The sequence below is a fragment of the Roseofilum capinflatum BLCC-M114 genome (assembly GCF_030068505.1).
GTDB classification, from domain to species: domain Bacteria; phylum Cyanobacteriota; class Cyanobacteriia; order Cyanobacteriales; family Desertifilaceae; genus Roseofilum; species Roseofilum capinflatum.
On the sequence record NZ_JAQOSO010000021.1, the window covers coordinates 1 to 22084 of the forward strand.

Annotated in this window: 27 protein-coding genes and 1 pseudogene; 7 read left to right on the top strand and 21 right to left on the bottom strand. The window is 47.8% G+C overall.

Annotated elements, in window-relative coordinates:
* Positions 1 to 166: 166 nt before the first annotated feature.
* Both PMG25_RS04755 and PMG25_RS04760 read right to left on the bottom strand, forming a co-directional pair.
* Positions 167 to 778 (bottom strand): TetR/AcrR family transcriptional regulator, encoded by a 612-nt coding sequence (locus PMG25_RS04755; protein WP_283765764.1) that lies wholly within the window; start codon positions 776 to 778, stop codon positions 167 to 169.
* Between the two features lie 115 nt (positions 779 to 893).
* Positions 894 to 1211: a DUF3067 family protein gene (locus PMG25_RS04760; protein ID WP_283765765.1), complete on the bottom strand. Its 318-nt coding sequence runs from the start codon at positions 1209 to 1211 to the stop codon at positions 894 to 896.
* 191 nt (positions 1212 to 1402) lie between these two features.
* Here PMG25_RS04760 and petC point away from each other — a divergent pair, with 191 nt between their 5' ends.
* From petC to PMG25_RS04775, 3 genes are all read left to right on the top strand, one after another.
* Positions 1403 to 1942 carry a cytochrome b6-f complex iron-sulfur subunit gene (gene petC / locus PMG25_RS04765; RefSeq protein ID WP_283765766.1) on the top strand — a complete coding sequence of 180 codons (540 nt, stop codon included), beginning with the start codon at positions 1403 to 1405 and terminating at the stop codon, positions 1940 to 1942.
* A 51-nt stretch (positions 1943 to 1993) separates the two neighbouring features.
* Positions 1994 to 2962 (top strand): cytochrome f, encoded by a 969-nt coding sequence (gene petA, locus PMG25_RS04770; RefSeq protein ID WP_283765767.1) that lies wholly within the window; start codon positions 1994 to 1996, stop codon positions 2960 to 2962.
* Positions 2963 to 3055: 93 nt separating this feature from the next.
* On the top strand, positions 3056 to 3784 hold the full coding sequence (locus PMG25_RS04775) for a GUN4 domain-containing protein (RefSeq protein WP_283765768.1): 729 nt from the start codon (positions 3056 to 3058) through the stop codon (positions 3782 to 3784).
* 49 nt (positions 3785 to 3833) lie between these two features.
* On the opposite strand, the gene PMG25_RS04780 is transcribed toward PMG25_RS04775, so the two are convergent.
* Positions 3834 to 4988, bottom strand: a complete 1155-nt coding sequence (locus PMG25_RS04780; protein WP_283765769.1) for an extracellular solute-binding protein — start codon at positions 4986 to 4988, stop codon at positions 3834 to 3836.
* Positions 4989 to 5122: 134 nt separating this feature from the next.
* Here PMG25_RS04780 and PMG25_RS04785 point away from each other — a divergent pair, with 134 nt between their 5' ends.
* Positions 5123 to 5509 carry a hypothetical protein gene (locus PMG25_RS04785; protein ID WP_283765770.1) on the top strand — a complete coding sequence of 129 codons (387 nt, stop codon included), beginning with the start codon at positions 5123 to 5125 and terminating at the stop codon, positions 5507 to 5509.
* Between the two features lie 39 nt (positions 5510 to 5548).
* Here PMG25_RS04785 and cobT read toward each other — a convergent pair whose 3' ends face one another.
* The 4 genes from cobT to PMG25_RS04805 form a co-directional block, all read right to left on the bottom strand.
* Entirely contained in the window at positions 5549 to 6640 is a 1092-nt protein-coding gene (cobT, locus tag PMG25_RS04790; protein WP_283765771.1) for a nicotinate mononucleotide-dependent phosphoribosyltransferase CobT, read from the bottom strand.
* An 84-nt stretch (positions 6641 to 6724) separates the two neighbouring features.
* Positions 6725 to 7369 (bottom strand): DUF2232 domain-containing protein, encoded by a 645-nt coding sequence (locus tag PMG25_RS04795; protein WP_283765772.1) that lies wholly within the window; start codon positions 7367 to 7369, stop codon positions 6725 to 6727.
* 284 nt (positions 7370 to 7653) lie between these two features.
* Entirely contained in the window at positions 7654 to 8361 is a 708-nt protein-coding gene (locus PMG25_RS04800) for a Crp/Fnr family transcriptional regulator (protein WP_283764044.1), read from the bottom strand.
* Between the two features lie 122 nt (positions 8362 to 8483).
* Positions 8484 to 8621 carry a hypothetical protein gene (locus PMG25_RS04805; RefSeq protein WP_283765773.1) on the bottom strand — a complete coding sequence of 46 codons (138 nt, stop codon included), beginning with the start codon at positions 8619 to 8621 and terminating at the stop codon, positions 8484 to 8486.
* Positions 8622 to 8716: 95 nt separating this feature from the next.
* Here PMG25_RS04805 and PMG25_RS04810 point away from each other — a divergent pair, with 95 nt between their 5' ends.
* Both PMG25_RS04810 and PMG25_RS04815 read left to right on the top strand, forming a co-directional pair.
* On the top strand, positions 8717 to 11410 hold the full coding sequence (locus tag PMG25_RS04810; RefSeq protein WP_283765774.1) for a hypothetical protein: 2694 nt from the start codon (positions 8717 to 8719) through the stop codon (positions 11408 to 11410).
* Between the two features lie 28 nt (positions 11411 to 11438).
* On the top strand, positions 11439 to 12965 hold the full coding sequence (locus tag PMG25_RS04815) for an Hsp70 family protein (protein WP_283765775.1): 1527 nt from the start codon (positions 11439 to 11441) through the stop codon (positions 12963 to 12965).
* A gap of 33 nt (positions 12966 to 12998) precedes the next feature.
* Here PMG25_RS04815 and PMG25_RS04820 read toward each other — a convergent pair whose 3' ends face one another.
* The 7 genes and pseudogenes from PMG25_RS04820 to PMG25_RS04845 form a co-directional block, all read right to left on the bottom strand.
* Positions 12999 to 13580: a DUF3318 domain-containing protein gene (locus PMG25_RS04820; RefSeq protein WP_283765776.1), complete on the bottom strand. Its 582-nt coding sequence runs from the start codon at positions 13578 to 13580 to the stop codon at positions 12999 to 13001.
* Positions 13580 to 14344 (bottom strand): hypothetical protein, encoded by a 765-nt coding sequence (locus tag PMG25_RS04825; protein ID WP_283765777.1) that lies wholly within the window; start codon positions 14342 to 14344, stop codon positions 13580 to 13582. Before PMG25_RS04825 ends, PMG25_RS04820 begins: the two co-directional genes overlap by 1 nt.
* 157 nt (positions 14345 to 14501) lie before the next feature.
* Positions 14502 to 14903, bottom strand: a complete 402-nt coding sequence (gene vapC, locus PMG25_RS04830) for a type II toxin-antitoxin system tRNA(fMet)-specific endonuclease VapC (RefSeq protein WP_283765778.1) — start codon at positions 14901 to 14903, stop codon at positions 14502 to 14504.
* 4 nt (positions 14904 to 14907) lie between these two features.
* A complete protein-coding gene (locus PMG25_RS04835; protein WP_283765779.1) occupies positions 14908 to 15183 on the bottom strand; it encodes a hypothetical protein in 276 nt (91 codons plus the stop codon).
* Between the two features lie 585 nt (positions 15184 to 15768).
* Positions 15769 to 15933, bottom strand: a pseudogene (locus PMG25_RS24385) (hypothetical protein); the annotation flags it as partial.
* Positions 15879 to 16181 (bottom strand): WD40 repeat domain-containing protein, encoded by a 303-nt coding sequence (locus PMG25_RS04840; RefSeq protein WP_430540949.1) that lies wholly within the window; start codon positions 16179 to 16181, stop codon positions 15879 to 15881. The gene PMG25_RS04840 and the pseudogene PMG25_RS24385, both read right to left, overlap by 55 nt.
* A gap of 219 nt (positions 16182 to 16400) precedes the next feature.
* The gene (locus PMG25_RS04845) at positions 16401 to 16769 is read right to left on the bottom strand and encodes a hypothetical protein (RefSeq protein ID WP_283765781.1); all 369 of its coding nucleotides are present in this window, start codon (positions 16767 to 16769) and stop codon (positions 16401 to 16403) included.
* Positions 16770 to 16961: 192 nt separating this feature from the next.
* Here PMG25_RS04845 and PMG25_RS04850 point away from each other — a divergent pair, with 192 nt between their 5' ends.
* Positions 16962 to 17186, top strand: a complete 225-nt coding sequence (locus PMG25_RS04850) for a hypothetical protein (protein ID WP_283765782.1) — start codon at positions 16962 to 16964, stop codon at positions 17184 to 17186.
* A gap of 102 nt (positions 17187 to 17288) precedes the next feature.
* On the opposite strand, the gene PMG25_RS04855 is transcribed toward PMG25_RS04850, so the two are convergent.
* The 7 genes from PMG25_RS04855 to PMG25_RS24390 all read right to left on the bottom strand — a co-directional run bounded on the left by PMG25_RS04855 (position 17289) and on the right by PMG25_RS24390 (position 21782).
* Positions 17289 to 17954 carry a PEP-CTERM sorting domain-containing protein gene (locus tag PMG25_RS04855; protein WP_283765783.1) on the bottom strand — a complete coding sequence of 222 codons (666 nt, stop codon included), beginning with the start codon at positions 17952 to 17954 and terminating at the stop codon, positions 17289 to 17291.
* A gap of 187 nt (positions 17955 to 18141) precedes the next feature.
* A complete protein-coding gene (locus PMG25_RS04860; RefSeq protein WP_283765784.1) occupies positions 18142 to 19866 on the bottom strand; it encodes an ABC transporter ATP-binding protein in 1725 nt (574 codons plus the stop codon).
* A 177-nt stretch (positions 19867 to 20043) separates the two neighbouring features.
* Entirely contained in the window at positions 20044 to 20280 is a 237-nt protein-coding gene (locus PMG25_RS04865) for a hypothetical protein (protein WP_283765785.1), read from the bottom strand.
* Positions 20268 to 20570, bottom strand: coding sequence for a hypothetical protein (locus PMG25_RS04870; protein WP_283765786.1), 303 nt, complete (start codon positions 20568 to 20570; stop codon positions 20268 to 20270). The genes PMG25_RS04865 and PMG25_RS04870 overlap by 13 nt, the downstream gene beginning before the upstream one ends.
* A gap of 7 nt (positions 20571 to 20577) precedes the next feature.
* The gene (locus PMG25_RS04875; RefSeq protein ID WP_283765787.1) at positions 20578 to 20790 is read right to left on the bottom strand and encodes a DUF1810 family protein; all 213 of its coding nucleotides are present in this window, start codon (positions 20788 to 20790) and stop codon (positions 20578 to 20580) included.
* Between the two features lie 150 nt (positions 20791 to 20940).
* A complete protein-coding gene (locus PMG25_RS04880) occupies positions 20941 to 21504 on the bottom strand; it encodes a Uma2 family endonuclease (RefSeq protein ID WP_283765788.1) in 564 nt (187 codons plus the stop codon).
* Between the two features lie 44 nt (positions 21505 to 21548).
* Positions 21549 to 21782: a hypothetical protein gene (locus tag PMG25_RS24390; RefSeq protein ID WP_347178744.1), complete on the bottom strand. Its 234-nt coding sequence runs from the start codon at positions 21780 to 21782 to the stop codon at positions 21549 to 21551.
* Positions 21783 to 22084 lie beyond the last annotated feature (302 nt).

Genomic DNA, 22084 nt, shown 5'->3' on the forward strand with positions numbered 1-22084 from the left:
GGGAATGGGGAATGGGGAATGGGGAATGGGGAATGGGGAATAGGGAATAGGGAATGGGGAATAGGGAATAGGGAATAGGGAATAGGGAATAGGGAATAGGGAATAGGGAATGGGGAATAGGCAATAGGCAATCTCCCAATCTCCCCATCTCCCTATCTCCCCAACCCTACTTCGTCAACACACCATGGAGGAAAATATCGGCCATGCCTTCAGCCATCTCGCGCATGGACTGGGGAGAAGCGTCGGGTTCGATAATGGTGGTATCGCTAAATCCGGCAATCACAAACATGCCCAAAAAGACCTGGGCAACGATTTTAGGGTTCATCTGGCGATACACTCCTCGATCCATAGCGGTTTGAAAAAAGGCTTCCGCCACATCCGTCATTTTATCGATCACATCGGCTTGAATGCGATCGCGCAACTCTGGATGAAACTGAGCCTCCATAAAACAGACTCTCATGCGATCGGCATTGCGATGTAAACTCATCATCCGTCGTCGCATCACCTGGGCAATATCCCGATAACTGCCCATTTCGCTTAACTCCGTCAGCAGATCCGTCAAAATATCAATCCAGCCTTGGGTGGCAATTTCCAACAAAATCGCCTTCTTATTACTAAAATGCCGAAATAAAGTCCCTTCCGCCACCCCCGCCGCTTGAGCCAGATCCCTTGTGGTTGTGCCATCATATCCTCTACGGGCAAACAGATGTTGGGCGGCTTCCAAAATGCGAGTGCGCGTTTGGGTTTCCGGTTTTGGCGTAGGAGTTGTTATGGTCATCTTCTTAAAGTTGGGTTAATATAACTCTCTTACCCTGTTGTATTGTGATTCAGGATGACTTAGAGCAATTAATCCGTAAAACTTCACACAACCTTACAAAAGTTCTCTAAATAGGTTAAGAATCCTCCAAAATCCATTCAGAAGAGCGATCCCCCAAATCCAGGATCAACGTCAAGGCTTTTCCCAAACGGGGGCGATCGCTCGTCTGTTCAATATAAGACTGCAATTGTTCCGTCGCTCCCCAGTCTTGCAAATAGAGACAAATACGACTCAGATGGGCCAGATACTCCTCGGCAGACCAAGGGAAAGACGCTTGTTCCAAATATTTCCACATAATTTGCACCAAGATTTTCCCCTGGCTCCTACGGATTTGCATATCGTAAGAGCGGCCCCATTTGTTCCGTAACAATTGTTGTAACTCTTCTCCGGTCATTCTTCTGCTCCCGATCCTCAAGCTGCAAAATTCTTCAAAACTCACCGCTAAGGGGTGTTAAAAAATGTAATAATGCTCTCATACAAAGTGTAAACTGAGGATTGGCCAAATTTAAGTGGTCATCTTTGCGTAGGGGCACACTTGCCGCCTACAGACACCTAAAAAAAGTTAATCGATTAAGAAAACAACAGATGACTCAAGCTTCTGGATCGGCAGATGTCCCAAATATGGGACGGCGGCAATTTATGAACCTCTTAACCTTTGGTTCCGCAACCGGAGTGGCTCTAGGCGCTCTTTATCCGGTTGTCAACTATTTTATTCCTCCTTCCAGTGGTGGTGCTGGAGGCGGAACCACAGCGAAGGACGCGGCTGGTAATGATGTGGTGGCGAGTGAGTATTTGGCGAGCCATCCCGCAGGCGATCGCTCCCTGGTGCAAGGACTCAAAGGCGATCCCACCTATTTAGTCGTTAAACAAGATAAAACCTTAGCCAGCTACGGACTCAACGCAGTCTGCACCCATTTGGGTTGTGTTGTACCCTGGAACGCCAGTGAAAACAAGTTTATCTGTCCCTGTCACGGTTCCCAGTACAACGCGGAAGGTAAAGTCGTTCGCGGGCCAGCTCCCCTATCCTTGGCTCTCGCCCATGCTGACGTAACCGATGATAAAGTCATTCTCAGCAACTGGGAAGAAACTGACTTCCGCACCAACGAAGACCCCTGGTGGACTTAAATCCCCACTTTAAGCGCTGAATTTATAAAGTCTACATCCCGTTCATAACTGATGAAATACTGTTCTGTTTTAGCAACCTGGCGCAGGTTGGTGTTAGTGGCGATCGCGGCAATCTCTATCTTTGTCGCCTCCGATCTCCTTAACCCCCAACCCGCAGCCGCCTACCCCTTTTGGGCCCAAGAAACCGCTCCCCTCACTCCCCGTGAAGCCACCGGCCGCATTGTTTGCGCCAACTGTCACCTGGGAGCCAAACCTACGGAAGTGGAAGTTCCCCACTCCGTCCTCCCCGACACCGTATTCAAAGCTGTCGTCAACATCCCTTATGACACTGACGCACAACAAGTGTTAGGGGATGGCTCTAAAGGGGGTCTCAATGTCGGTGCAGTCTTAATGTTGCCCGAAGGATTTAAACTTGCGCCCGAAGATCGCATCTCTGAAGAACTCAAAGAAGAAACCGAAGGCCTTTATTATCAAACCTACACCGCAGAGCAAGAAAACGTAATCCTGATTGGCCCCATTCCCGGTGATGACCATCAAGAAATCGTCTTCCCCATTCTCTCTCCTGACCCCAAAACCGATAAATCCATCAACTATGGTAAATATGCCATTCATGTGGGTGGAAACCGGGGTCGCGGTCAAGTCTATCCCGCCGGAAACAATACCAACAATACCGTTGTACCGGCTTCTGTCGCTGGAACAATCGCCAGCATTAATGAACTCGAATATGGCGGCTATGAAGTCACCATTCAACCCGCCGATGGAGAGGCTGTTGTTGACAGTATTCCGGCTGGCCCCGAATTGATTGTTGCTGAAGGCGACGAAGTAGCCGCCGGACAAGCCTTAACCAACAATCCCAATGTGGGCGGTTTTGGTCAAATCGATACAGAAATCGTTCTCCAAGATGCCACTCGCATTCAAGGGATGATTGCCTTCTTAGTGCTGATTATGATCACTCAAATCTTCCTCGTTCTGAAGAAGAAACAAGTGGAGAAAGTCCAAGCAGCAGAAATGAATTTCTAAACCTTGGGATACTCTCGCAAGACAGAAACCGGGTTTCTTCATTCAAGAGACCCGGTTTCTCATAGATGATGACTTCAACCGCTTAAAACAGTTGTGGAAGAACAAGGGCGAATCACATTATCAAATTATGCCCAACAGGTAGGGGTCTCCTATAAAACAGCTTGGCGCTGGTGGAAACAGGGCAGGCTGATGGGGGAGCAGTTGGAGAATGGTTCGATTTGGATTGATGAGTCTATGCTGTTACCAGAGCGGGATTGGTTAAAAGAGCAGCTAGAAATTGCGTCTCAGGAACGGGAAGAGTTAAGAAACCTTTTGTATGAGGTTTTGTTAGAATTACGACAGTTAAAGGGGGCTGAAGCCCCAAATCCTTGGCCGTCTGAGGTAGGGATGGACTATCGTCATTTGGTGGATTTGCTGGCGGCGGGGAGTTGGCAAGAGGCGAATGAGTATACCTGGCTATTAGTGTTGGCGCTGGCTGGATATGAGGAGGGGGACGATCTGGCTCTGGAGGAGATAGAAGCGCTGCCGAAGACCGATATAGAGACCTTAGATCGGTTGTGGTATGAGTATAGTGAGGGTCGGTTTGGGTTTGGGGTGCAGGAATGGATTTGGCAAGAGTGCGATCGCCATTATGACCGATTCTGCGATCGCGTGGGCTGGCGCATTCAGTCCAAATGGTTAAGCACCGATCAACTCAGATTTTCCCTCTCTGCACCCGTGGGACATCTTCCGGCCATTATCTGGCGCAACCGTGCTTGTTATGGTTTGGGGTATCATTCCCCAGACGAAGTATTAGAAACCCTGTTTTTAGTTCGGCAATAGGGAGCAGAAAAGAGGAAAAACTAGATTTTCCCCTTTGACCTTTTCACCTTCAACTCCGCATCTCTTGCCACAGTTCAGCATAACGCTGCTGGGTTTGCTCCGATACAGGCAAGAGAAATTCACTCTTGGATAAAACCGTAGGATCGGGGAATTTTATCCCAGAGTTCAGAAGAGACGCGGGTAAGTTCTCCCGGTTAGCAGTAATTAATAACGGTGAAGCAGTATCGCTAAATTGGGAGAGTTTGAGGGCTAAATCAGGATCTAAAAACTGGTTGATCCATTCCTGAAGACCAGCATGATTGGGACTTTGGGTCGGACTCACCCAGAGATTTGCCCAAAGCGCAGTTCCAGATTGGGGAATGATGGCTTTAAGTTTATACCGATTTAACACCGGGAGGATATCCGTTGACCATCCAAGGGCTAACCAAGAATCTCCTTCAATCAGAGGTTGTAAGTATTGGTCAGAGCTATAAAATTTAACTTGTTGATTCAGGCTTTTTAGGGTGGGGAGAAGTTCGGGAATGGTGTCTAAATCGGGAGTGTTATAGGAATAACCGAGGGATTTTAGGGTTAAACCGATCGCCTCTCTGGGTTGATTGAGTAAGGAAATCTGACCTTGTAATTCTTCTCGCCATAAATCTGACCAATCTGTAGGTTCCCAACCGAGGGATTTAAATTTATCGGGTCGATAAACGATCGCCGTGGTTCCCCAACTGTAGGGAACCCCCCAAACCTCTCCATTGGGATCGAGATACCCTTGGCGATCGCGCCTCACTAAGGCTTGCCAACCCCTCGGTAATTGATCCCAAGAAAACAAAGAGGAATCGAGCGGTTGAATCAGTTGATTGGCGATCGCCTCTGTTAACCAAGCATCCCCCAGAGTCACCAGATCTGGAGGAGAGGGAGAGGTTCGCCAGAAGGCTAAATTCTTGAATAGGGAATTCTCAGAATCCTTGGGTTTGGGTTCCAGAGATTGGAACAGGCGATCGAGTTGACTCACCGGGATCACCTCTAAACCCCCATTCTCCGGTAGAGCTGTTTTGAGTTCATTAATCAATGTCGCCGGAATAGACCCCTTTAAGATATAAATCTTTAAGTGAGTCGAGGCACTACATCCAGTCATTAAAACTGAGGCTCCACAAACGCTGGTGAGCGCTAAACCTGCCGTTTTCAGGCTTCCAGACAAAAATCTTCGACGATCCATAACTGAGAAAATATTAAGTATTTATTTACAGTTTTTACTAAAAGTTAAATGATCCAAAAATAAATCAAGAATTTTGTCAAAGCCTATCTAAAATCGTATAGAACAATCTAAATCTTCACACCCCGGAGTTTCCTATGGAAATCTTAGAAACCCAAATTATGATGCTCATGGACAAAATAGAGAGCATGTCCCATGCCATTGAACGGCTTAATTCTAAATTCTCGGTACTCGAATCGCAACCTACTGCCAGCCATGGGACAGAAGAAGAGGCTCTCCGACCAGAACGGGCTGTAACTAGCCATTCCTATACCCAGGACTTATCGGATCTGCCCATTTGGGATCATAAAGATGTGTTAGTCGATGATGATTACGAGAATCATCGCGATCGCTCTGAATCCCGCTCAGATGCCTATTTGTCCCCTGAACTGCAAGTGCAGCGCTTAACGGCACAACTAACGGCGGCTTATAATCGCATTGCTGCTCTAGAAGAGCAATTACTCTCAAAGCGGATTCACCTCTAGTGACACCCTAGGGCATAGATAGGGACAAGAATTGACCCATTACCCATTAGAATACCGATCAATTAAGGTTTCGATCGCCTTAAGCAGAGTTTTTTGTGTCCAATTTTGGCAAAGGGTAGCGGCGATCGCGCAACCTCCCGCACCCACCCCTTCTTTCACAAACCCTTGTTCATACATTTGAAGTTGGCTATAGCGAGATCCAGCAAAACTCAGTTGGGTTGCCATCAGGGGAACTGGAGGTAAGAGTTTCGCCAAACCTACCGTATCTCCAGTGGCATCTTCCGCCACCCATCGAGTCGTCCCCACAACCACTTCAGACGTATCCCAAATACACGGTTCCTCCTGAGCAATAGCTCCGATTAAACCATACACCGCTAACATTTGAGTCCCTCCCGCCAAAAGTACGCCACTGTGTTGACTGGCGGCGATCGCCATCCCCGCCGCCACCGGTTGCATCGGATCGCCCACTGCTGCCATTAATTCCCATACCGATCTCGACGGCTCCAACCCTCCCCCACGCTCTAACCCCCGCTTCACCACCTCAATTTTCTGCTCGTGATTACAAGTGGGATGACTACTATTGACTTTACCCGATGCCGATAATCCCAACCCCGTTAAAATTGCCAATGCAGTGGTTGTTCCCCCCACCACACATTCACCAATGATCAGATAATCCGTTTGTTGTGCCAACTGCGCTCCCCATTTTTGACCTTGGTTAAACAGATGACGCACCACCTCTGGATCTAAAGCTTGTCCACTACTCACACAGAAGGCAGGAGTTCCTCCTAAATCTACTGCCTCTACCGAAGGGCGATCGGGCAATCCGGCATTCAACAAGGTAATCGGAATCTGGAGTGTTTCACAAATGGCACGGGAGATAAACACTGGAGAAACCCCAGCCTGTAAAGGCGGCAACGGATAGGCATATTCAGGAGCCACTCCTTTAGATAAAAACTCAGCATCCGCCAAGCAAGTATAGCGTCGGTCTTCAGGCGTTGCCCCCGCCGCCGAGATTCCCGGAATTAAAGCCGTTTCCGTAAAACCGAGAATACACGCAAAATTTGCCCGACTTTCACGATATTTATTTAACCAAATTTTTCCCTGTTTTGACTCCGTATAAACCCTAATCATATCAATGAACAATTAACAATTAACAATGAACAATTAACAATGAACAATTAACAATGAGAGATTTTCTCCCCATCCCCCCATTCCCTATTCCCGATCCAACAACACTTCCACCCAAGCAGGAGGCAAGGGAATGGGGTTACCGAGTTTTTCCAGGAGCAAACTAGAGACCAAATGGACAACGAATAAATAGATAAAATTATTGATTAAAACCATGACGACGGCGATCGCCTGTACGACCATAATATCCGGCTCGGCCAACAATCCCAACTTCAGGAACATCCAATCTACCAACCCGGTAACCTGTGCCATCAAATACAGCCATAGGTCTTCACCCAGCAGAATCGACACCAACCAAATTTTAAAGAAAAATCCGATCGCCCCCAATAGCGTCCCCAAGCCAATGGACAGACACCAACTCGCGCCCCGTCGCCACATCATCCCCAACTGCACTCCCAACAGCCCAAAGGGAATCAGAAACAGGATACTGCGGGTTGGCCCCATTAACACCGTTAACAGCAAACCCGTTACCGTCATCGTCATCCAAGCATTACGACTGCCCCAGCGCAAATAGGCCAAGGCGATCGGCACGGGAAAAAAGATCCGCAATAATGGCCCTGGTGGAAAATAATAATTCACCAACCAAATTAGACTAGACGTACTCGCTAAAAACGCCGATTCAACCAAAGGCAACGTCAGATTAACCTGACTCTCCGGCTTTTGATTACCCATTCCCATTACCTATAGTGTTTTTAAATGAGATGTCTACTTGAAAAGCCCTCTCCCTCAATCCCTCTCCCACGGGAGAGGGACTTTTCTCCCCTTCTCCCTTCGACTTCGCTCCCTTCGGCTACGCTCCCTTCGACTTCGCTCAGGGCAAGCAGGGCAAGCAGGGCAGCGCCCTTCGACTTCGCTCAGGACAGCGCCTGCGGGAGAAGGGGCAGGGGGATGAGGGGCAACCATTGATAACTCATTTGAAAACGCGATATTACCCATTACCTATTCCCTATTCCCCATCAAACCATCAAGCGCTCCAAAGCCCCCAAATCGGGAATACACAGGGTATCGCGATCGGGGCGCACAATCAACTTTTTCTTTTCCAATTTACTTAGAACGCGAGTCACCGTTTCACGCGCTAATCCACTTAAAGAGCTTAATTCCCGGTGGGGTAAATTAGGAATTTCCACCCCCTCAGCCGTTTTTGTCCCTTGACCATCGGCCAAAAATAACAGAATATCCGCTACGCGGGAGGTACTATCCGACTCTCGCAGTCGTAAGCGTCGGTTCACTTGCCGTAAGCGTCGAGCCATCAATTGGGCTAACCGAATCCCCGCTTTAGGTTCCGTATGAATCAGATGAACAAAGTCATTAGCCGGCATATTACCAATCGTTGTTGGCGCTAGGGTGATCACATCAGTCGAGCGAGGAACCTCTTCTAAGGGAGCCATTTCTCCAAACAACTCTCCCTTACCGATAATATTGAGGGTCACTTCCTTACCATCTAAATTATAAGTACGAATTTTAACCCATCCTTCCAAAATAAAATAAACCGAGCTACCCCAATCATTTTCCAATAGAATGACTTGGTTAGAAGGATGTTCTCGCACCACCACTTGCGCCGTCGTCCGTTCAACAATCTCCTCCGGTAAGCCTTCAAAAAAGGGAGCTGATTTAATGAGTTCACGCTGATTCAATTCACCACGGGACTTGTGTCGTTCTACCATAAGGGTAATGTGCGGGATTCAAAAGACTAAAGGCTCTCATAGCGACGGCTGAGGGCAGGCCATGGGTTTACACCTAAACAATAAGGCAATCATAACGTAAAGTGCCTCAAAATCTACAAGATTCACTCGTCAATAGGGGCGATCGCCCTCACCACCGGTCGATCTGCCTTGGGTGAAACCTCCCTAGAAACCAAGATGAACGGGTCAGCCATCGGCGATCGCCCTCCATAATCCAGAACCAATAAAGTTAATTTTCTCATCAAATCCCCCCTTGCCGTCCAATTTTGACTTACACTGCTTGCAGTATGCCTACCTTCAGCAGAACTGACGGAACTTCTAGTTAGGGATGACGATTGTGACACCTCAGACTGACCAGCGTCAAGCACTGATAACAGAAATCGATAGTGTGCTATCCAAAACCCAGTCTCGCCTCCCCTGGGTGATGGCGGGAGAGGTGAGCCAACAACGTCGGGTTTTAAGACGGGTTCGGGAGTATTTGGCCCAGTTACCAACTTCCCCAACTCCGGGGCCCTCTCGTCAAGGTCAACTGCCCCCTTCGACCCGCCCCACTCCTCCAAGTCGCCGTCGTATGTCGTTACTGGGGGCAGATCTATCCCAACAGAGTCAACCTGCTCCAGAGACCTCGGCCAACCAACAAATCGTGCAAGCGGTGGTACAGGATTTGCGAACCAGTATTCTGATGCCCCTACAGGCAGAGATTGCCGACCTACAAAATCAACGGGAACAGATGCGCCAAGAACTCCAATCTCTGGATCAACAACGGCGCAATAATGCCATGTCCGGTCAATCTCAGAAAATGATGACCGAGTTTTTCCAAACTCTGATCGATCGCTGTGCGGAAAGTTTAACCCAACAGGTCGCTCAAAATTTAGCCGATTTACAAGTGGAGTTACTCCAATATCGGCCTCGTGAACCCCACGATCCGATTTTGGCCCCGGATAGTAATGCCGATCCCAGTTTGCTTACTCCCCAAGAGCGCCTAGATCAACTCAGAGCGCTACAGAGCCAATCTGATAAACTGCTCAAAACCCTGGATGCCTCGATTAATGTGGTGTTTGAAACCCTGCAAAGTAATCTCCAAAGCTATAGTGAGTCGATGACCGAAGGAATTGAGCATATGTATAGCTTGGGTCAACAGGGCGAGGTGATGTTTAATGCCTTGGTGAACCGGTTAGCCTCTCAGTTAGGGCGAGAAGCTTCTTCTTACATGCAAACGCGACCGGAGGATTCTACTGGAGGAGCCTTGGAAAATACAAGTGGGGGTAGATCTCTGAATCCTTCGGAAATTGAGGATCGGGTGGATCGAGTTGAGCAAAAAGATCCTACTCCACCTCCCTTATCGGATGCTCTCGACTCGCCCCCAGTTGCCCAGCCAAGGGATTCTGAGGATCGGATGGAGTCGGTTGATTTAGCTGAAGAGATAGAGGAACCAGAGGAGGAGGAACAGCTAGATTCGCAAGAGGCGGATGAATTCCTAGATGAGGAGATCACTTCAGAGTTCTTTGAACAATTTGAAGAGCTAGAAGAGGCGGTTGAGATTACGGAAGTAGAGGAGGAGACAAAGGATCAATTCTCTGGCGAATCTCTCTCAGATGAGTCGATGCAAGGGGATGAATTATATGATGCCCTATTTGGCTCCGATCGCTTTACAACGGGTGAAATTCCACAGCCAGGGGAATCGGATGATCCCCTACAAGAGTTGACTGAGGAAACCCCAGAAGAGGCGATCGCCCAGGAAACAGAAGCGGATACTCAACCAGATGAAGAAGCGATCGCCGAAACTGTGGAATCCGATCTATTTGAAGGGTTAGCAGATGAGGAAACCTCAGAAGAGGCGATCGCCTCAACAGAAGGCGAAGAAGTCCCCCCAGAACCAGAAGAGATCTCCTCAACGGATTCAGTGGTAGAGTCCAATCTATTTGAAGGCGCTCCTCCTCCCTCCCAAGTAGAAGATCCCGTATCCCTGGAAACCTTCATGGAGTTGTTTGGTGAAGAAGATGCACCTACGTCGATCTCCTCAGAGAGCCTAGAAACTAATGGGGAAGGAAGTGCTTTGGAGTCTACAGAGGATGTTTATATTCCGGCCTCCCCGGATGAAGTTTTATTACCCACAGACACCGAGGAGCCAGAGGAACTGAGTCAGTTAAATTTACAAGGCGAAGTTTTAGAACAGTTAAGTCAAGATTTATTTAGCTTAGAAGGGGATGAACCCCCGGTTCCTTCGCCAGCGCCAGAAGAGAGAGCAGAAGATATGTTTGAAAGCTTAGAACCGGTCAGTTCTGCTCTAGACGAGCCAGAAGAACCTCCTCAGACCCCAGAAGAGCAAGAGGACATCTTTGGCAATTTAGAACCGGTCAGTTCTGCTCTAGACGAGCCAGAAGAACCTCCTCAGACCCCAGAAGAGCAAGAGGACATCTTTGGCAATTTAGAACCGGTCAGTTCGACTCTAGACGAGCCAGAAGAAGGTGCAAACCCCAAAACGGAAAATTTCCTCGATGAAATTTTAGACGCTCCGGAGCCAAGTCCCCCAAGGCCGGAACCCCTTGAAGATGGAGGAAGTTCAGAACCCGGAGGAACCGTCGATAGCTTATTTGAGGGGTTCAGCGAAGCAGCAGAATCTTCAGAATTATCAGCATCACCGGCGATCGCCTCAGAGGAAGCAGCACCAGAAAATCCGGTGGATTGGCCGGAATCTTTAACCATCGATACGGTGTTTGAGCAGGAGCCTGGAACTGTAGAAGCCGAAGAACCCACCTCTATCACCCTAGATAATGTGTTTGAGGAAGAAACATCAGGGGAGCAAAACCAGATCGATCCCTCTAGGCAGAAAGGGACATCAACCATAGAAAATATGTTTGATGGCTTTTTGCAAGGAGAGACTTCAGACTTAGATCTCGATCAACCGTCCCCTCCATCGAGTCAAACCAACCCCCCCCCCTCTGAAGACTCGTTTACCGTTGATGATGTCTTTGAAGGGTTTGGAGAAGACGATCCTGATCCACCCTTGAATTCTTTGAATAAAAATTAATTCTGAGGATCTGAGAGAGGGCAAAAGTGTGACATATCACTCATCGGGACAGAGCCATTCGGAAGGGCACACTTGGTATTTGGGAATCGATTGGGGAACCACTAAAATTTCAGCCGTGTTCCTCAATTCCTCTAGGCGCTGCTTTTATCCTTTGGAGCCTTTTCTCACTCAACCCCCGAAACCTGGGGTCTCTGTAAAACCTTGGTTAGATCGGGGTTTGCCTGGGGTAGAGGGGGAATGGGTTGTGAAAGACTTGGCTCCCTTGGGTCTCTCTTATGAGGAAATCCTTGTGCAGATGGCGAGTCAGTTGAGGGAGATGGCGGAGAAAGAGGGCCGCTATCAAGAGATTTTCAGTCAGTTAAGTGGGGTGATTATCGGTTGTCCAGCCCATTGGAGTGATGCCTATCGGTTTAATCTACGGGAGGCGATTTTGAGGGTGGGTTGGGTGGAGCAGGCTGACCAAATTATGTTTTTGGAGGAGCCGATCGCCTTGGTGATTTCAGAGTTGCGAGATACGGCCCAGGGAACTCAATGGCAAGGAGCGACGTTAATTTTAGATTCGGGAGCGACTTCCACGGAGTTTGCTTTGGTTGATATTCCCTTAAATCGATCGCAACTCAAGTATGAGCAGTTTCATGTAGCGTCTTTGGCCTATGGGGGAGATGCGATCGATCAAGATATTATCTGTCAGTTATTGTTGAATGTCGAGAATGTCTTTTTGCCTTCTTCATCTCCTCTGGAAAAAGGGATCAAGTTTCCTCAACCGGGAGAAGTGGATGTTACAGCCCGTCATCGGTTGAGTGAGTATTTGAGCGGTGCAGATTGGGGAGGGAAGTTATTGGCGATCGCCGGAGAAATTAAGCACAGACTCCAGGTGGAAAATCAGATCGCCGTTCGCCTGGATCGGCAACAGTGGACGATTCGCCGTCGAGATTTGGAAATCAAGGTGTTTGTGCCCTTTTTACGGGGTCTAAATCGGGAGATTAATCGCTTATTTAGCCGCACAGGAGTGGCTCCCCAGGGGGTGCGTCAGATGTTATGTACTGGAGGGAGTGCGTCATTACCGGCGATCGCCCGTTGGTTACGGCAAAAACTGCCCAGCGCCGCGATTATTCAAGACCGTACCGTAGTGGGTCAACGGGCAAAATGTAGTCGGGTGGCCTATGGCTTGGCCAATTTACCGCTCTATCCTCAAGTGTTGAATGCCGTGCGTCATCAATATAGTGATTATTTTCTGTTGTTAGAATTGCTGCGAGTCATGCCCGATGGGGCGATCGCCGAAACCGAAATTTTGCAGTTATTAGAACAACGAGGGGTTAATACAGCCGTTTGTGGCGATCGTCTCCGCCAATTACTATTGGGCTATCTTCCCCCTGGATTACGTTCCCCACAACAATCGAGTGATTTCCCGTTCAATCAACCCTTATTTATTCCTCAAGAAGCCGGATTTTATACCCTCAATCCAGAGGAAAAAACCAGAGTAAGCGATCGATTTCAGCAAGTTCTCGCCACTTCTTCCCAAACCTTAGAAGACCCCTATCTTGTCAATTGGTAAAACAGCCAAATACAGCCTCACCTCCACAAAGCCCTATCCATTCTTCAACATGACCCGCAAATTCTGGCATCGGAGTAACTCCACCACCGCTAAACCATTCCTGCCTTCAATTTGGGCAATATGCTCGATCGCCTTTAACAGAGATTCAATCGCTTCCTGTTCGGTATATCCGCGCCGACTTGCGACTCGAACGGCGGCCTTATCCCCTTCAATCATTACATCTCGTTGCCGGTTTTTCCGTCTAATTTGCATCACTGCCATGGCCGTCAGTCCTCCACCCGCCACCATGCCCACCGCATCTCCTTGCATCATTTCGATCGCTGTTCCCAGTAATCCCACTGCTACCAATCCTTGATAGAGATTGGGCTTAAACCATTCCACCTCACAGACCCAACAAACCGCCTGTAGCACCGCTAAATCTTGCTCTGGCAGGGGGAGCTGGCGCAAAAGGTCAAAATTAATATAAACCGGGCGCGATCGCTTCCAGGGCAAAGGAAAAGGGGCATCAATCACCTGGGGCTGTTCCGGTTTACTAATCAATTGCACAAACATGCGCCCAGAAGCGGGCATTAATTCTATCAACCGAGACAGTTCAGGGTCGCGATCGCGATACATTATCTAGGGGTAACCTCCAAACCATCAACCAAAGTCGTCAGCAAATTCGGCAATTGATCCGCTCCCGCTTCCGTAGCAGCAATTAACACCAAAAACACATCCTGTTCCAGTTGAGTGGAAATCAGTGTACCGCTCATGGGTTGGCTATTGCGCCCTTGGGTTAAGGTTCCTGTCCAAGGCACTTGCACCACCCCTTCATCGAGGGGGATATAACCTTGAGCCACAAACCCCTCTCCCCGTTGCAATTCCTCAACGGCAATTTGGGCCAAAATACCATTCGTGAGCCGTTGTCTAGTCAGTCGGGGTAAACGCAACACCGTATAAGCGACTTGCCCATCTGGAGATTCAAAAAGCGGGGATTTTCCCGTTGAACCCACTTTGTAGTCTTGAACAATGGCTATTTGATAAAACCCATTGGGATCTTCATAAACGCCACCAATTTCTAACGGGGGTGCAGTTGGCTCTTCAACTGCTGGAGTCGTTTCTGGAGTCGGAGGAGTGGGAGGAGGAGGTAAGGGAGAAGGGGAAGCTAGGGGAGTGGGGGCTGAAGGCACATCTGGAGAGGGAGAAGCTTCTGGGGAAGGAGGAGGTTCCGGGAGGGTTTCTTCTGGGGAAGGAGGACTAGGAACTTGGGCAATGGCAGGTTGCTCTAGGGCGAATTGTCCCTGAGAATTGGGCCAGTTGCTGTTGCCTAGGATTAACCCTAGGGTCGTCATCACCGCTAAACCAATGAGCCAGAGTCGATGGGGTTTGAGTTTGAGCATGGGACTTAATGGGAGGATGGGACTTTATAAAGAGTCAACTCACAGGCGATCGCTAGGATTTTGCCATCATAAGTTAATGGAATCACCAACGCAAGTCAACTTACCCATGACCTACATTCTACAGAATTATCCTATTCCCTAGCGCACAGCGCTATATCTAAGCATCCCAATCTTCGTGATTCAACCTATCAATTCGGGCAAACTCCCTGGTATTATGGGTTACTAGAGTTAAGGTATGGGAAATGGCGATCGCCGCAATTTGCAAATCATACGCACCAATCGGCGTTCCTTTTCGCTCTAAATCCGCTCGAATACTTCCATAGACTTCTGCTGAACGATCGTCAAATGGAAGCGAGACAAATTCTGACAAAAACTCCTTTTGTTTGGATAATGTCTTAACTGGATTATTGCTTTTGTTTGCCCCATAAAACAATTCAGATTTAACAACAGAACAAACACAAATATCCTGAACCGGTATTTGCTGCAAGCGTCCTCTAATAGCGGTAGAGCGATTGTTTAGGTATGTAATAATCACATTGGTGTCTAACAAATATCTCATGGGATTACTCATTAAAGACATTGCCCAAAGAATGATCTAAGTTCGAGTCAATGCCTCCACTGTCAATCCTAATCGGATCATCCGCACAAGCTCCTGCTGTTTTCTCAAAGAATCCTTCACTCCATCCTAATTCTTCTGGAGTTTTCATTTTTTGGGGTTGATCTAACTTTTGGGTTAAAATAACCTTGATTTCTTCGGCCAAGGTTCGACCGTGAGCAACTGCCTGGTCTTTGAGCTTTGCTAATAGATCTGGCTCAAGATCATCAAGAATAATCGTCATGTAAAAACCTCTGTCTGCATAGAACGTGAACATTGCTCTGATTCTAACAAACGTTCCTCAATACAGCAGTTTTCGCTGTTATGTGGGACATCTTGATCCCCCTAAATCCCCCTTAAAAAGGGGGACTTTCCTATTCCCCCCTTTTTAAGGGGGGCAAGGGGGGATCTTCTCCTACTGTCCACCTATACAGCGCAAAGCGCTATAACGTCAGTTTTGGATAAGCCAGCAGCCGTGGAGTGGTGAAGTGGGGGATCTCAGAAACCGGGTTTCTCGCCTCTACCTCAAGCCAGAAGTCTCATCGGTTGGACAATACCTTCGCCATTTTCCCGTAGGTTGGGTTGAACGAAGTGAAACCCAACGTATTTGTTGGGTTTTCGGCTGTCGCCGACATGCACGTTCCTCAACCCAACCTACGAATCAAGGCATTTTTGGTTTTGGCGAAGGTATTGTTGGAGAAACCCGGTTTCTCGCCTCATACTAGACTTTTTCCCGGTTCTTATCCAAAACTCAGGTTCAATAGAGGGATACAGCATCGCTCTCTCCGAAAGTGACAGAAGAGGGATAACTTCTTACTCATTACTCAACTCATTCTTCCCCGATTCCGTCGCATAAGCGGCGCTCTTCTTCATTCAAAGGAGCATGAGGATTATCTAAATAAGGGCGAATTCTCTGGCAAGTTCTCTCCATTAAAGAGTCTAAGTCCACATCCCACAGCTTGATAGTTCCGTACCCACTCCCAGAAGCCAAAGTCTTTCCATCCGGACTATAACTGACACTGTTGACCCCCCCTGATCACCGGGAAGGGTAGCCACTTCTTCCTGAGTCTCTAGGTTCCACACCTTGAGCGTTCCGTCATAACCCCCAGAAGCCAAAGTCTTTCCATCCGGGCTGTAACTGACACTCCTGACACTCCCCTGATGACGGGGAAGGGTAGCCACTTCTTCCTGAGTCTCTAGGTTCCACACCTTGATCCTTCCGTCATAACCCCCAGAAGCCAAGGTCTTTCCATCCGGGCTGTAACTGACACTGCTCCCTGAAACTGGGAATCAAATTGAGAAGTATCGTCAGCCATATGGTTTCAATTAAAAATTAAAAATGGGTGTAATCGTTAGGGAGAGAGGGTTTAGGTCGGTCTGTAGAGGCGGGTTTTACCCAAATCTAGGAAACATACCATCGATAATATGAACCCGCCCAATCCCAACACATCAAATATGAATTTAATTAAACGTATTGGTTTGTTGGTTACGATTCCCAACTTGCGCCCCTTTTACCTCTCCTTCAAAGGTAGTCTGAAAGCCGCTAGGGGTTGAGTCTTTCGACTCCATCTCATCCAGCAGTTTCTGAGCCGCCGCCAAAATTGCCTCATCCCGATCGGCTCCGGCTTCGAGTAACTTTTTCTTCAAAGGCGCTTCGTAAGTTTCCGGATCGCTCTCATGTTCTTCTAACACCATTTCTGCCTTCGGTTCCCCGCCAAACTTGCGCTTAATCAACGCCTTCAGCCCTTGATAGGCATCCGGTGCAGCATCACCCGCCGCCTTAGCCGCACCAGCCACTAACGCCGCCATAATTAAAGAGAGAGGTTCCATACTTTTTCTCCACTCGGATAAATCATCTATAGTTCACTGATTCCCCAATTGTCTTTGTTATACCCTATAAAAGGCTATGGGTCGAACATAGTGGAAGTTTTAATTTTTAATTGAATTGGCGAGCATGAAAGAGGGCATAGCGATCGCCTTACGTTACAATCAGTTATTTAGCAATCATTGTTAATCACTTCCATGACCACACCACCCAAACGCAGTATTGCTATGACTTATACCAAAGTCAACCAAAAGCAGCAACCCAAAGACTTCACCTACTGGCAAACACGCCACCCGACCGATCGCCTAGCTGCCCTTGAACAAATCCGCCAAGAATATCATCAATGGAAATACGATGTTCAACCCCGACTTCAGAGAGTTTATCGAATCGTTAAACCCTATTTAGATGAAAAATCCCTCTGATATCAATAGAGGGATTTTGGGTTCAAAAATTCTCATAATAGGGCGATCGCTGGAGCGAGTTTAATCTATAAAACATTTTAGCCTCGACTCGCTAATAGAGACCTAACTCTTCCTTTGATTGCGTTTAGACACTAATAAACCACAACCTAAGCCCACTAAACCTAGAAGAGCGGTAGGTTCCGGAACGCTTTCAGCAACAACTTCATATTCAATAGTACCATTCCAAATCCGTGGAGCGAAAGGGCTTGATGTACTAAAAGGCGAGTTTGATGCTGAACCCCCAATAAAGGAAAGATCGCCATTAGAAGAGGAACAGTTTCCACCAGCCACATAAGCACTACAACCACTGCCATTGGTATAATCATGGCCTACACTACTAGGCATAACCAGGGCGAAACCATAAAGGGTGTTAGCTTCGAGTACAAATGGATTATCTAAATCTACAGCACTAGGATTATCCCGTCCGCTAGGGGTGATGGTTCCAGTTGATTCGAGATCCCAGGCTCCAATATTGCCTTCAAACCCTTGTGCCGTACCTAATTTGGTATAGACCTCAAATCCCGCAGTTGGGCCAAATAGCTCTGCTGTGTTGGTGTCGAAACCCGTGATTGAGAGAGCATTAGCCCCCGTCTCGATATTGAAGTAAACAGCACCACCAGTGTTGCCGCCATTGTTGGCGCTAAACAGTGTGGTTAGGCTGGCACTGAAAGCGGCTTGGGATACTCCCAGTTCTGCCACCCCTGCAATTAACACAACACTAATAGACAAAACCCTTATTGCATAAGGGATTGGACTATTTCAGTACGTCAACGAAGAATTATGAAGTAGAGATGAAGTTGGATGGGAGAATTCCAGGAATTTGCTCGATCTAATAGATAATTCTTACTACGACTGACTCAGATTGACTCCTTACCTTAATCGGTAGATGGAGAAATTCAATTACCCATGACCTACATTAATTGAACTGGCGTGCATGAAAGAGAGCATAGCGATCGCCTTTATCCAAGAGTTCCTGATGGGTTCCAGACTCGACAATTTGCCCCTGTTCCACCACTAGGATGCGATCGGCTCGACGCACGGTGGCTAACCGGTGGGCAATAATGAAGACGGTGCGATTGTTCATTACCCGCTCTAGGGCTTCTTGTACCAGGCTCTCCGATTCTGAGTCTAGGGCAGAGGTGGCTTCATCGAGAATTAAGATCTGAGGATTGAGATATACGGCACGGGCGATCGCCACTCGCTGTCGTTGTCCCCCCGATAAGGTCATTCCTCGCTCTCCCATCCACGTCTGATAGCCTTCGGGCAGTTGTTCGATAAACGGGTGAGCATTGGCAATTTTAGCTGCTTCTTCCACTTGCTCAAGATTGAAGTCTTTTTGACCAAAAGCGATATTCTGCGCGACTGTGCCGGAAAAGAGGATCGTTTCTTGGGGCACGATGCCAATTTGTTGCCGTAGGGAATTTAAGGTAACCTGACGGATATTTAGGCCATCGATGAGAATTTCACCGCTCTGCACATCATAAAACCGCAAGAGTAGATTCACTAGGGTGGTTTTACCGGCTCCGGAAGGCCCCACTAGGGCGATGACTTGACCAGGTTTGACCTGAAAACTGAGACCCTGTAAAACGGGTTTCTGGCGATCATAGGCAAAATAAACCTGGTTGTATTCTACGGTTCCCTCAACTCTGGGTAAGGCGATCGCCTCGGCACTCTCGACCACCTGGGGGGCAATCTTCATTAACTCAAATACCCGGTCTACAGAGGCTTCCGCTTGCTTAAACTCATTAAAATTGGTGGTAGCAAAGGAAATCGGATCGATGAGCATGGCAGTTGCCACCACATAGCGCAAAAAGCCATTCCCCGTCAGATTTCCCTGTTGAATTTGCCATCCTCCCAGAAACAACAGGAAGATGATGCTCATGGCTTCTAGGAAACCCACCACGGGAAACTGAATTGCCTTTAATCGTTCGGCATTATACTTAGCGCGACGATTGCGTTCGGCTTCTAGACTAAAGCGCTCGACTTCATAATCAGCAGCACCAAAGGCTTGCACTAAACGAATGCCGCCCAAGACCTCGGAAATCAAAGAGGCTAAATCCGAGACTCGATTTTGACTGCGGCGGGAATACTGAAGCAATTGTTCCCCAAACCATCCCACCAACAGAGCCATTAAAGGGGCGACAATGGCAACGGCTAGGGTAAGCTGCCAGTTAATGTAAACCATGTAGCCAATGACGACAATGAGCTGGAGAATGCTGGGAATAAACTGGTGAAAGATCTTGTTAATGGCTTCACCAATGCGATCGACATCTTCCGTGAGTCGATAGGATAAATCGCCGGTTTTGGCAGTTTCAAAGTAATCTAAACTGAGGCGGTGTAAATGGCGATAGACTTCTTGCCGTAGATCGCGGGCAATCAGAAATGCAGCTTTGGCCATTAAAGCATCCTGCCCGTATTGTACCAAGCCTCGCAAGAGAAACACCCCCGCCGCGATCGCCGCAACTTGGGCAATTTGCACCACCAAACCTTGGCTAATCAACTCGGCGATCTCTCCAGCGAGTTGGGCTAAAATCGGCCAAAAGCCAGTAAACACAAGCGTACAGAATAAGGCTTGGGCGATCGTTTGCCACTCTTGACGCAGATAAGGAATTAAATCGTAATAGCTTGAGCGCGGTTTCACCCTTGGTTTGTCCTTCAAATGAGTAATGAGTAATGAGGGAATTGTAGTGCCTTGACACAGCTAATTTGGTACTTTAGGACTGGGAGCATCTTGCTCGCTAGAGAAAGGCAGCGAGCAAGATGCTCGCACTCCTCACTTTGAAAGGCAGCGAGCAAGATGCTCGCACTCCTCACTTTGCTAGGTAAGGACACTCCTAGAACTCATTTGCCCGAATTCAACACTTACGGCATCAAAGCGATCGTCACCAGGATGGTAAGATAGCACTTCTAATCCAATTGGCTCACCACTTACCCCATCCTTGATCAAAATCACCCCATCTCCAAGCTCAGTACCAATTTGATTCATTCGTGGAACTTGCCAAAACACGCTCAATAGCTCCGTTTCTGGTTCATAAAACACTTTTATTTGAGCCATACTGTTTCCCCCTCCTTAATCGCATCCGTTTGGTAGGCTGTGATCAAAAATCCATCTCCATTTAAGCGTCGCGCAACTGCAACAACCCAACGTTCTTCTCGCCGTACCCGATAAAACAATAATACTTCTGCATCCCGGCTACTGCGTCGAACCTCGTCCGGTGTCCAAAGAGCTAATTGGATGAGATCCTCCAACTCCTCAAGATCAGGGTGCTTGATGATTAGCCGTTGCCAGTATTCTTCAGATGTTCTAACTGTAAATCCAAGCGGTGTAGAAATTTCAAATTTCATGAAACTGTTATAGATGCTCGAATCCTAACCACTCCAACGTCTTGGTATCTCTTTGCCCATTGTAAAACTGCTCTAACAATTGCACAAACACAGAATCGGGCGGTGACACCACTGCAAATAAGGTGGCACACGATCGCAATTTGAGGTCATCCGGGGAGCCAAAAATCTCATATGGCGATCGCCCAGTGATGCCTAAAACCGTTGTCGTACATTCGAGCAAGCGATCGCCTATTTGGTCTTACCGGTTTTGGATAACAGTCTATAGCGCTTCTCTCTTCTATGGAGTACAGCTTGAAGGCTAGACCCTAAGCAATACAAGCTATTGCCTATTGCCTATTGCCTAGCGCGAAGCGCTATAGTTAGCGGGTTATTAATCCAATAACCAAGCAAACAAATCCTTAACGGTTAAGCATAGTTCACTGGCAAAGGATGGCATGGGAAGAAGTGAATTAGATTGATCAAATACTTCAGTTTCTTGCTTGGGACGATAGACAAATACGGTTTTTTCACCGGGATCGATTAACCAACCCATTTGAGTTCCATGCTTGAGACAGTGCAGAATATTTTTGGTAACTTTGGTCTGGTTTTGATCGGGAGACAAAATTTCAATTGTCCAGTCTGGTGCAATATCGAATGTATTGGCAATTTCCCCATTCTCATCCCTAGGAATACGACTCCAAATAAAAACAGAAATATCGGGAACAGTTGAGCGATCGCCAAAGGTACAACGGAGTTCGGGGAAAGCACGAGCAATCCGCTTAGTTTTGACTACACTGTTGATCGCAGGAACCAATTCTGCTTGAATGGCACTGTGTTTCCCTCGTGGCATGGGCTTCTGGATAATCTGTCCGTCAATATATTCATTTGCCGGTTCTATTTCTGGCAATCTGAGAAATTCTGCCAATGTAAGCGGTTTAGATGGTGCTTGTACCATGTCGGCTGACCTCTCAATCTACTTGGCCACATCCTAATCTATAGCTAGTCTAAATGAGTTGTGCAATTGGATGGGATATGAGTAATGAGTAAGAAAGTCCCCCTTTTCCCCAAAACCACAGAAGGGAGAACATCACATTCTCCCTTCCTTGGTTCACCCTTTAAGCGCTTGCGTAGCATTTGGGTTTGTTTTTTCAGTTGTCGCTGGCGAGCCGATCCGCCTTTTCCTTTATCGTTTCTCCCCTTACGGCGGGGAGATTCCCATCGTTTGAGCCTCATACATTAACCCTTCATTGTTGGTTGGGCTGTTTTGCCTCAATTATAGCCAATTATAGCACAGACCTTATAAATCGGGACTTTTAAGAGAACCTATTACCCATTACCGATTACCTAATTACCGCGCTTCGGCGCTGTATCACAGGACGTTGTGATTCCCTTTTGCCTTTTGTCTCTTGCCTGAACTCAGAGTTTGATACAATAGCTATTTATGACCTCGCAATTAGGTCACAGTTTTTGGCGATCGCACATGAGGGACAGAGAACCCGTAAAGTGATTGGGTCTCGTGTTTGAGTCCCGACCGA

Coding starts and splice junctions, on each gene's coding strand:
- PMG25_RS04755 (WP_283765764.1), bottom strand. CDS start 778: ATGACCATAACAACTCCTACGCCAAAACCGGAAACCCAAACGCGCACT.
- PMG25_RS04760 (WP_283765765.1), bottom strand. CDS start 1,211: ATGACCGGAGAAGAGTTACAACAATTGTTACGGAACAAATGGGGCCGC.
- petC (WP_283765766.1), top strand. CDS start 1,403: ATGACTCAAGCTTCTGGATCGGCAGATGTCCCAAATATGGGACGGCGG.
- petA (WP_283765767.1), top strand. CDS start 1,994: ATGAAATACTGTTCTGTTTTAGCAACCTGGCGCAGGTTGGTGTTAGTG.
- PMG25_RS04780 (WP_283765769.1), bottom strand. CDS start 4,988: ATGGATCGTCGAAGATTTTTGTCTGGAAGCCTGAAAACGGCAGGTTTA.
- PMG25_RS04785 (WP_283765770.1), top strand. CDS start 5,123: ATGGAAATCTTAGAAACCCAAATTATGATGCTCATGGACAAAATAGAG.
- cobT (WP_283765771.1), bottom strand. CDS start 6,640: ATGATTAGGGTTTATACGGAGTCAAAACAGGGAAAAATTTGGTTAAAT.
- PMG25_RS04795 (WP_283765772.1), bottom strand. CDS start 7,369: ATGGGTAATCAAAAGCCGGAGAGTCAGGTTAATCTGACGTTGCCTTTG.
- PMG25_RS04800 (WP_283764044.1), bottom strand. CDS start 8,361: ATGGTAGAACGACACAAGTCCCGTGGTGAATTGAATCAGCGTGAACTC.
- PMG25_RS04805 (WP_283765773.1), bottom strand. CDS start 8,621: ATGAGAAAATTAACTTTATTGGTTCTGGATTATGGAGGGCGATCGCCG.
- PMG25_RS04820 (WP_283765776.1), bottom strand. CDS start 13,580: ATGTATCGCGATCGCGACCCTGAACTGTCTCGGTTGATAGAATTAATG.
- PMG25_RS04825 (WP_283765777.1), bottom strand. CDS start 14,344: ATGCTCAAACTCAAACCCCATCGACTCTGGCTCATTGGTTTAGCGGTG.
- vapC (WP_283765778.1), bottom strand. CDS start 14,903: ATGAGATATTTGTTAGACACCAATGTGATTATTACATACCTAAACAAT.
- PMG25_RS04835 (WP_283765779.1), bottom strand. CDS start 15,183: ATGACGATTATTCTTGATGATCTTGAGCCAGATCTATTAGCAAAGCTC.
- PMG25_RS04845 (WP_283765781.1), bottom strand. CDS start 16,769: ATGGAACCTCTCTCTTTAATTATGGCGGCGTTAGTGGCTGGTGCGGCT.
- PMG25_RS04850 (WP_283765782.1), top strand. CDS start 16,962: ATGACCACACCACCCAAACGCAGTATTGCTATGACTTATACCAAAGTC.
- PMG25_RS04865 (WP_283765785.1), bottom strand. CDS start 20,280: ATGGCTCAAATAAAAGTGTTTTATGAACCAGAAACGGAGCTATTGAGC.
- PMG25_RS04870 (WP_283765786.1), bottom strand. CDS start 20,570: ATGAAATTTGAAATTTCTACACCGCTTGGATTTACAGTTAGAACATCT.
- PMG25_RS04880 (WP_283765788.1), bottom strand. CDS start 21,504: ATGGTACAAGCACCATCTAAACCGCTTACATTGGCAGAATTTCTCAGA.
- PMG25_RS24390 (WP_347178744.1), bottom strand. CDS start 21,782: ATGAGGCTCAAACGATGGGAATCTCCCCGCCGTAAGGGGAGAAACGAT.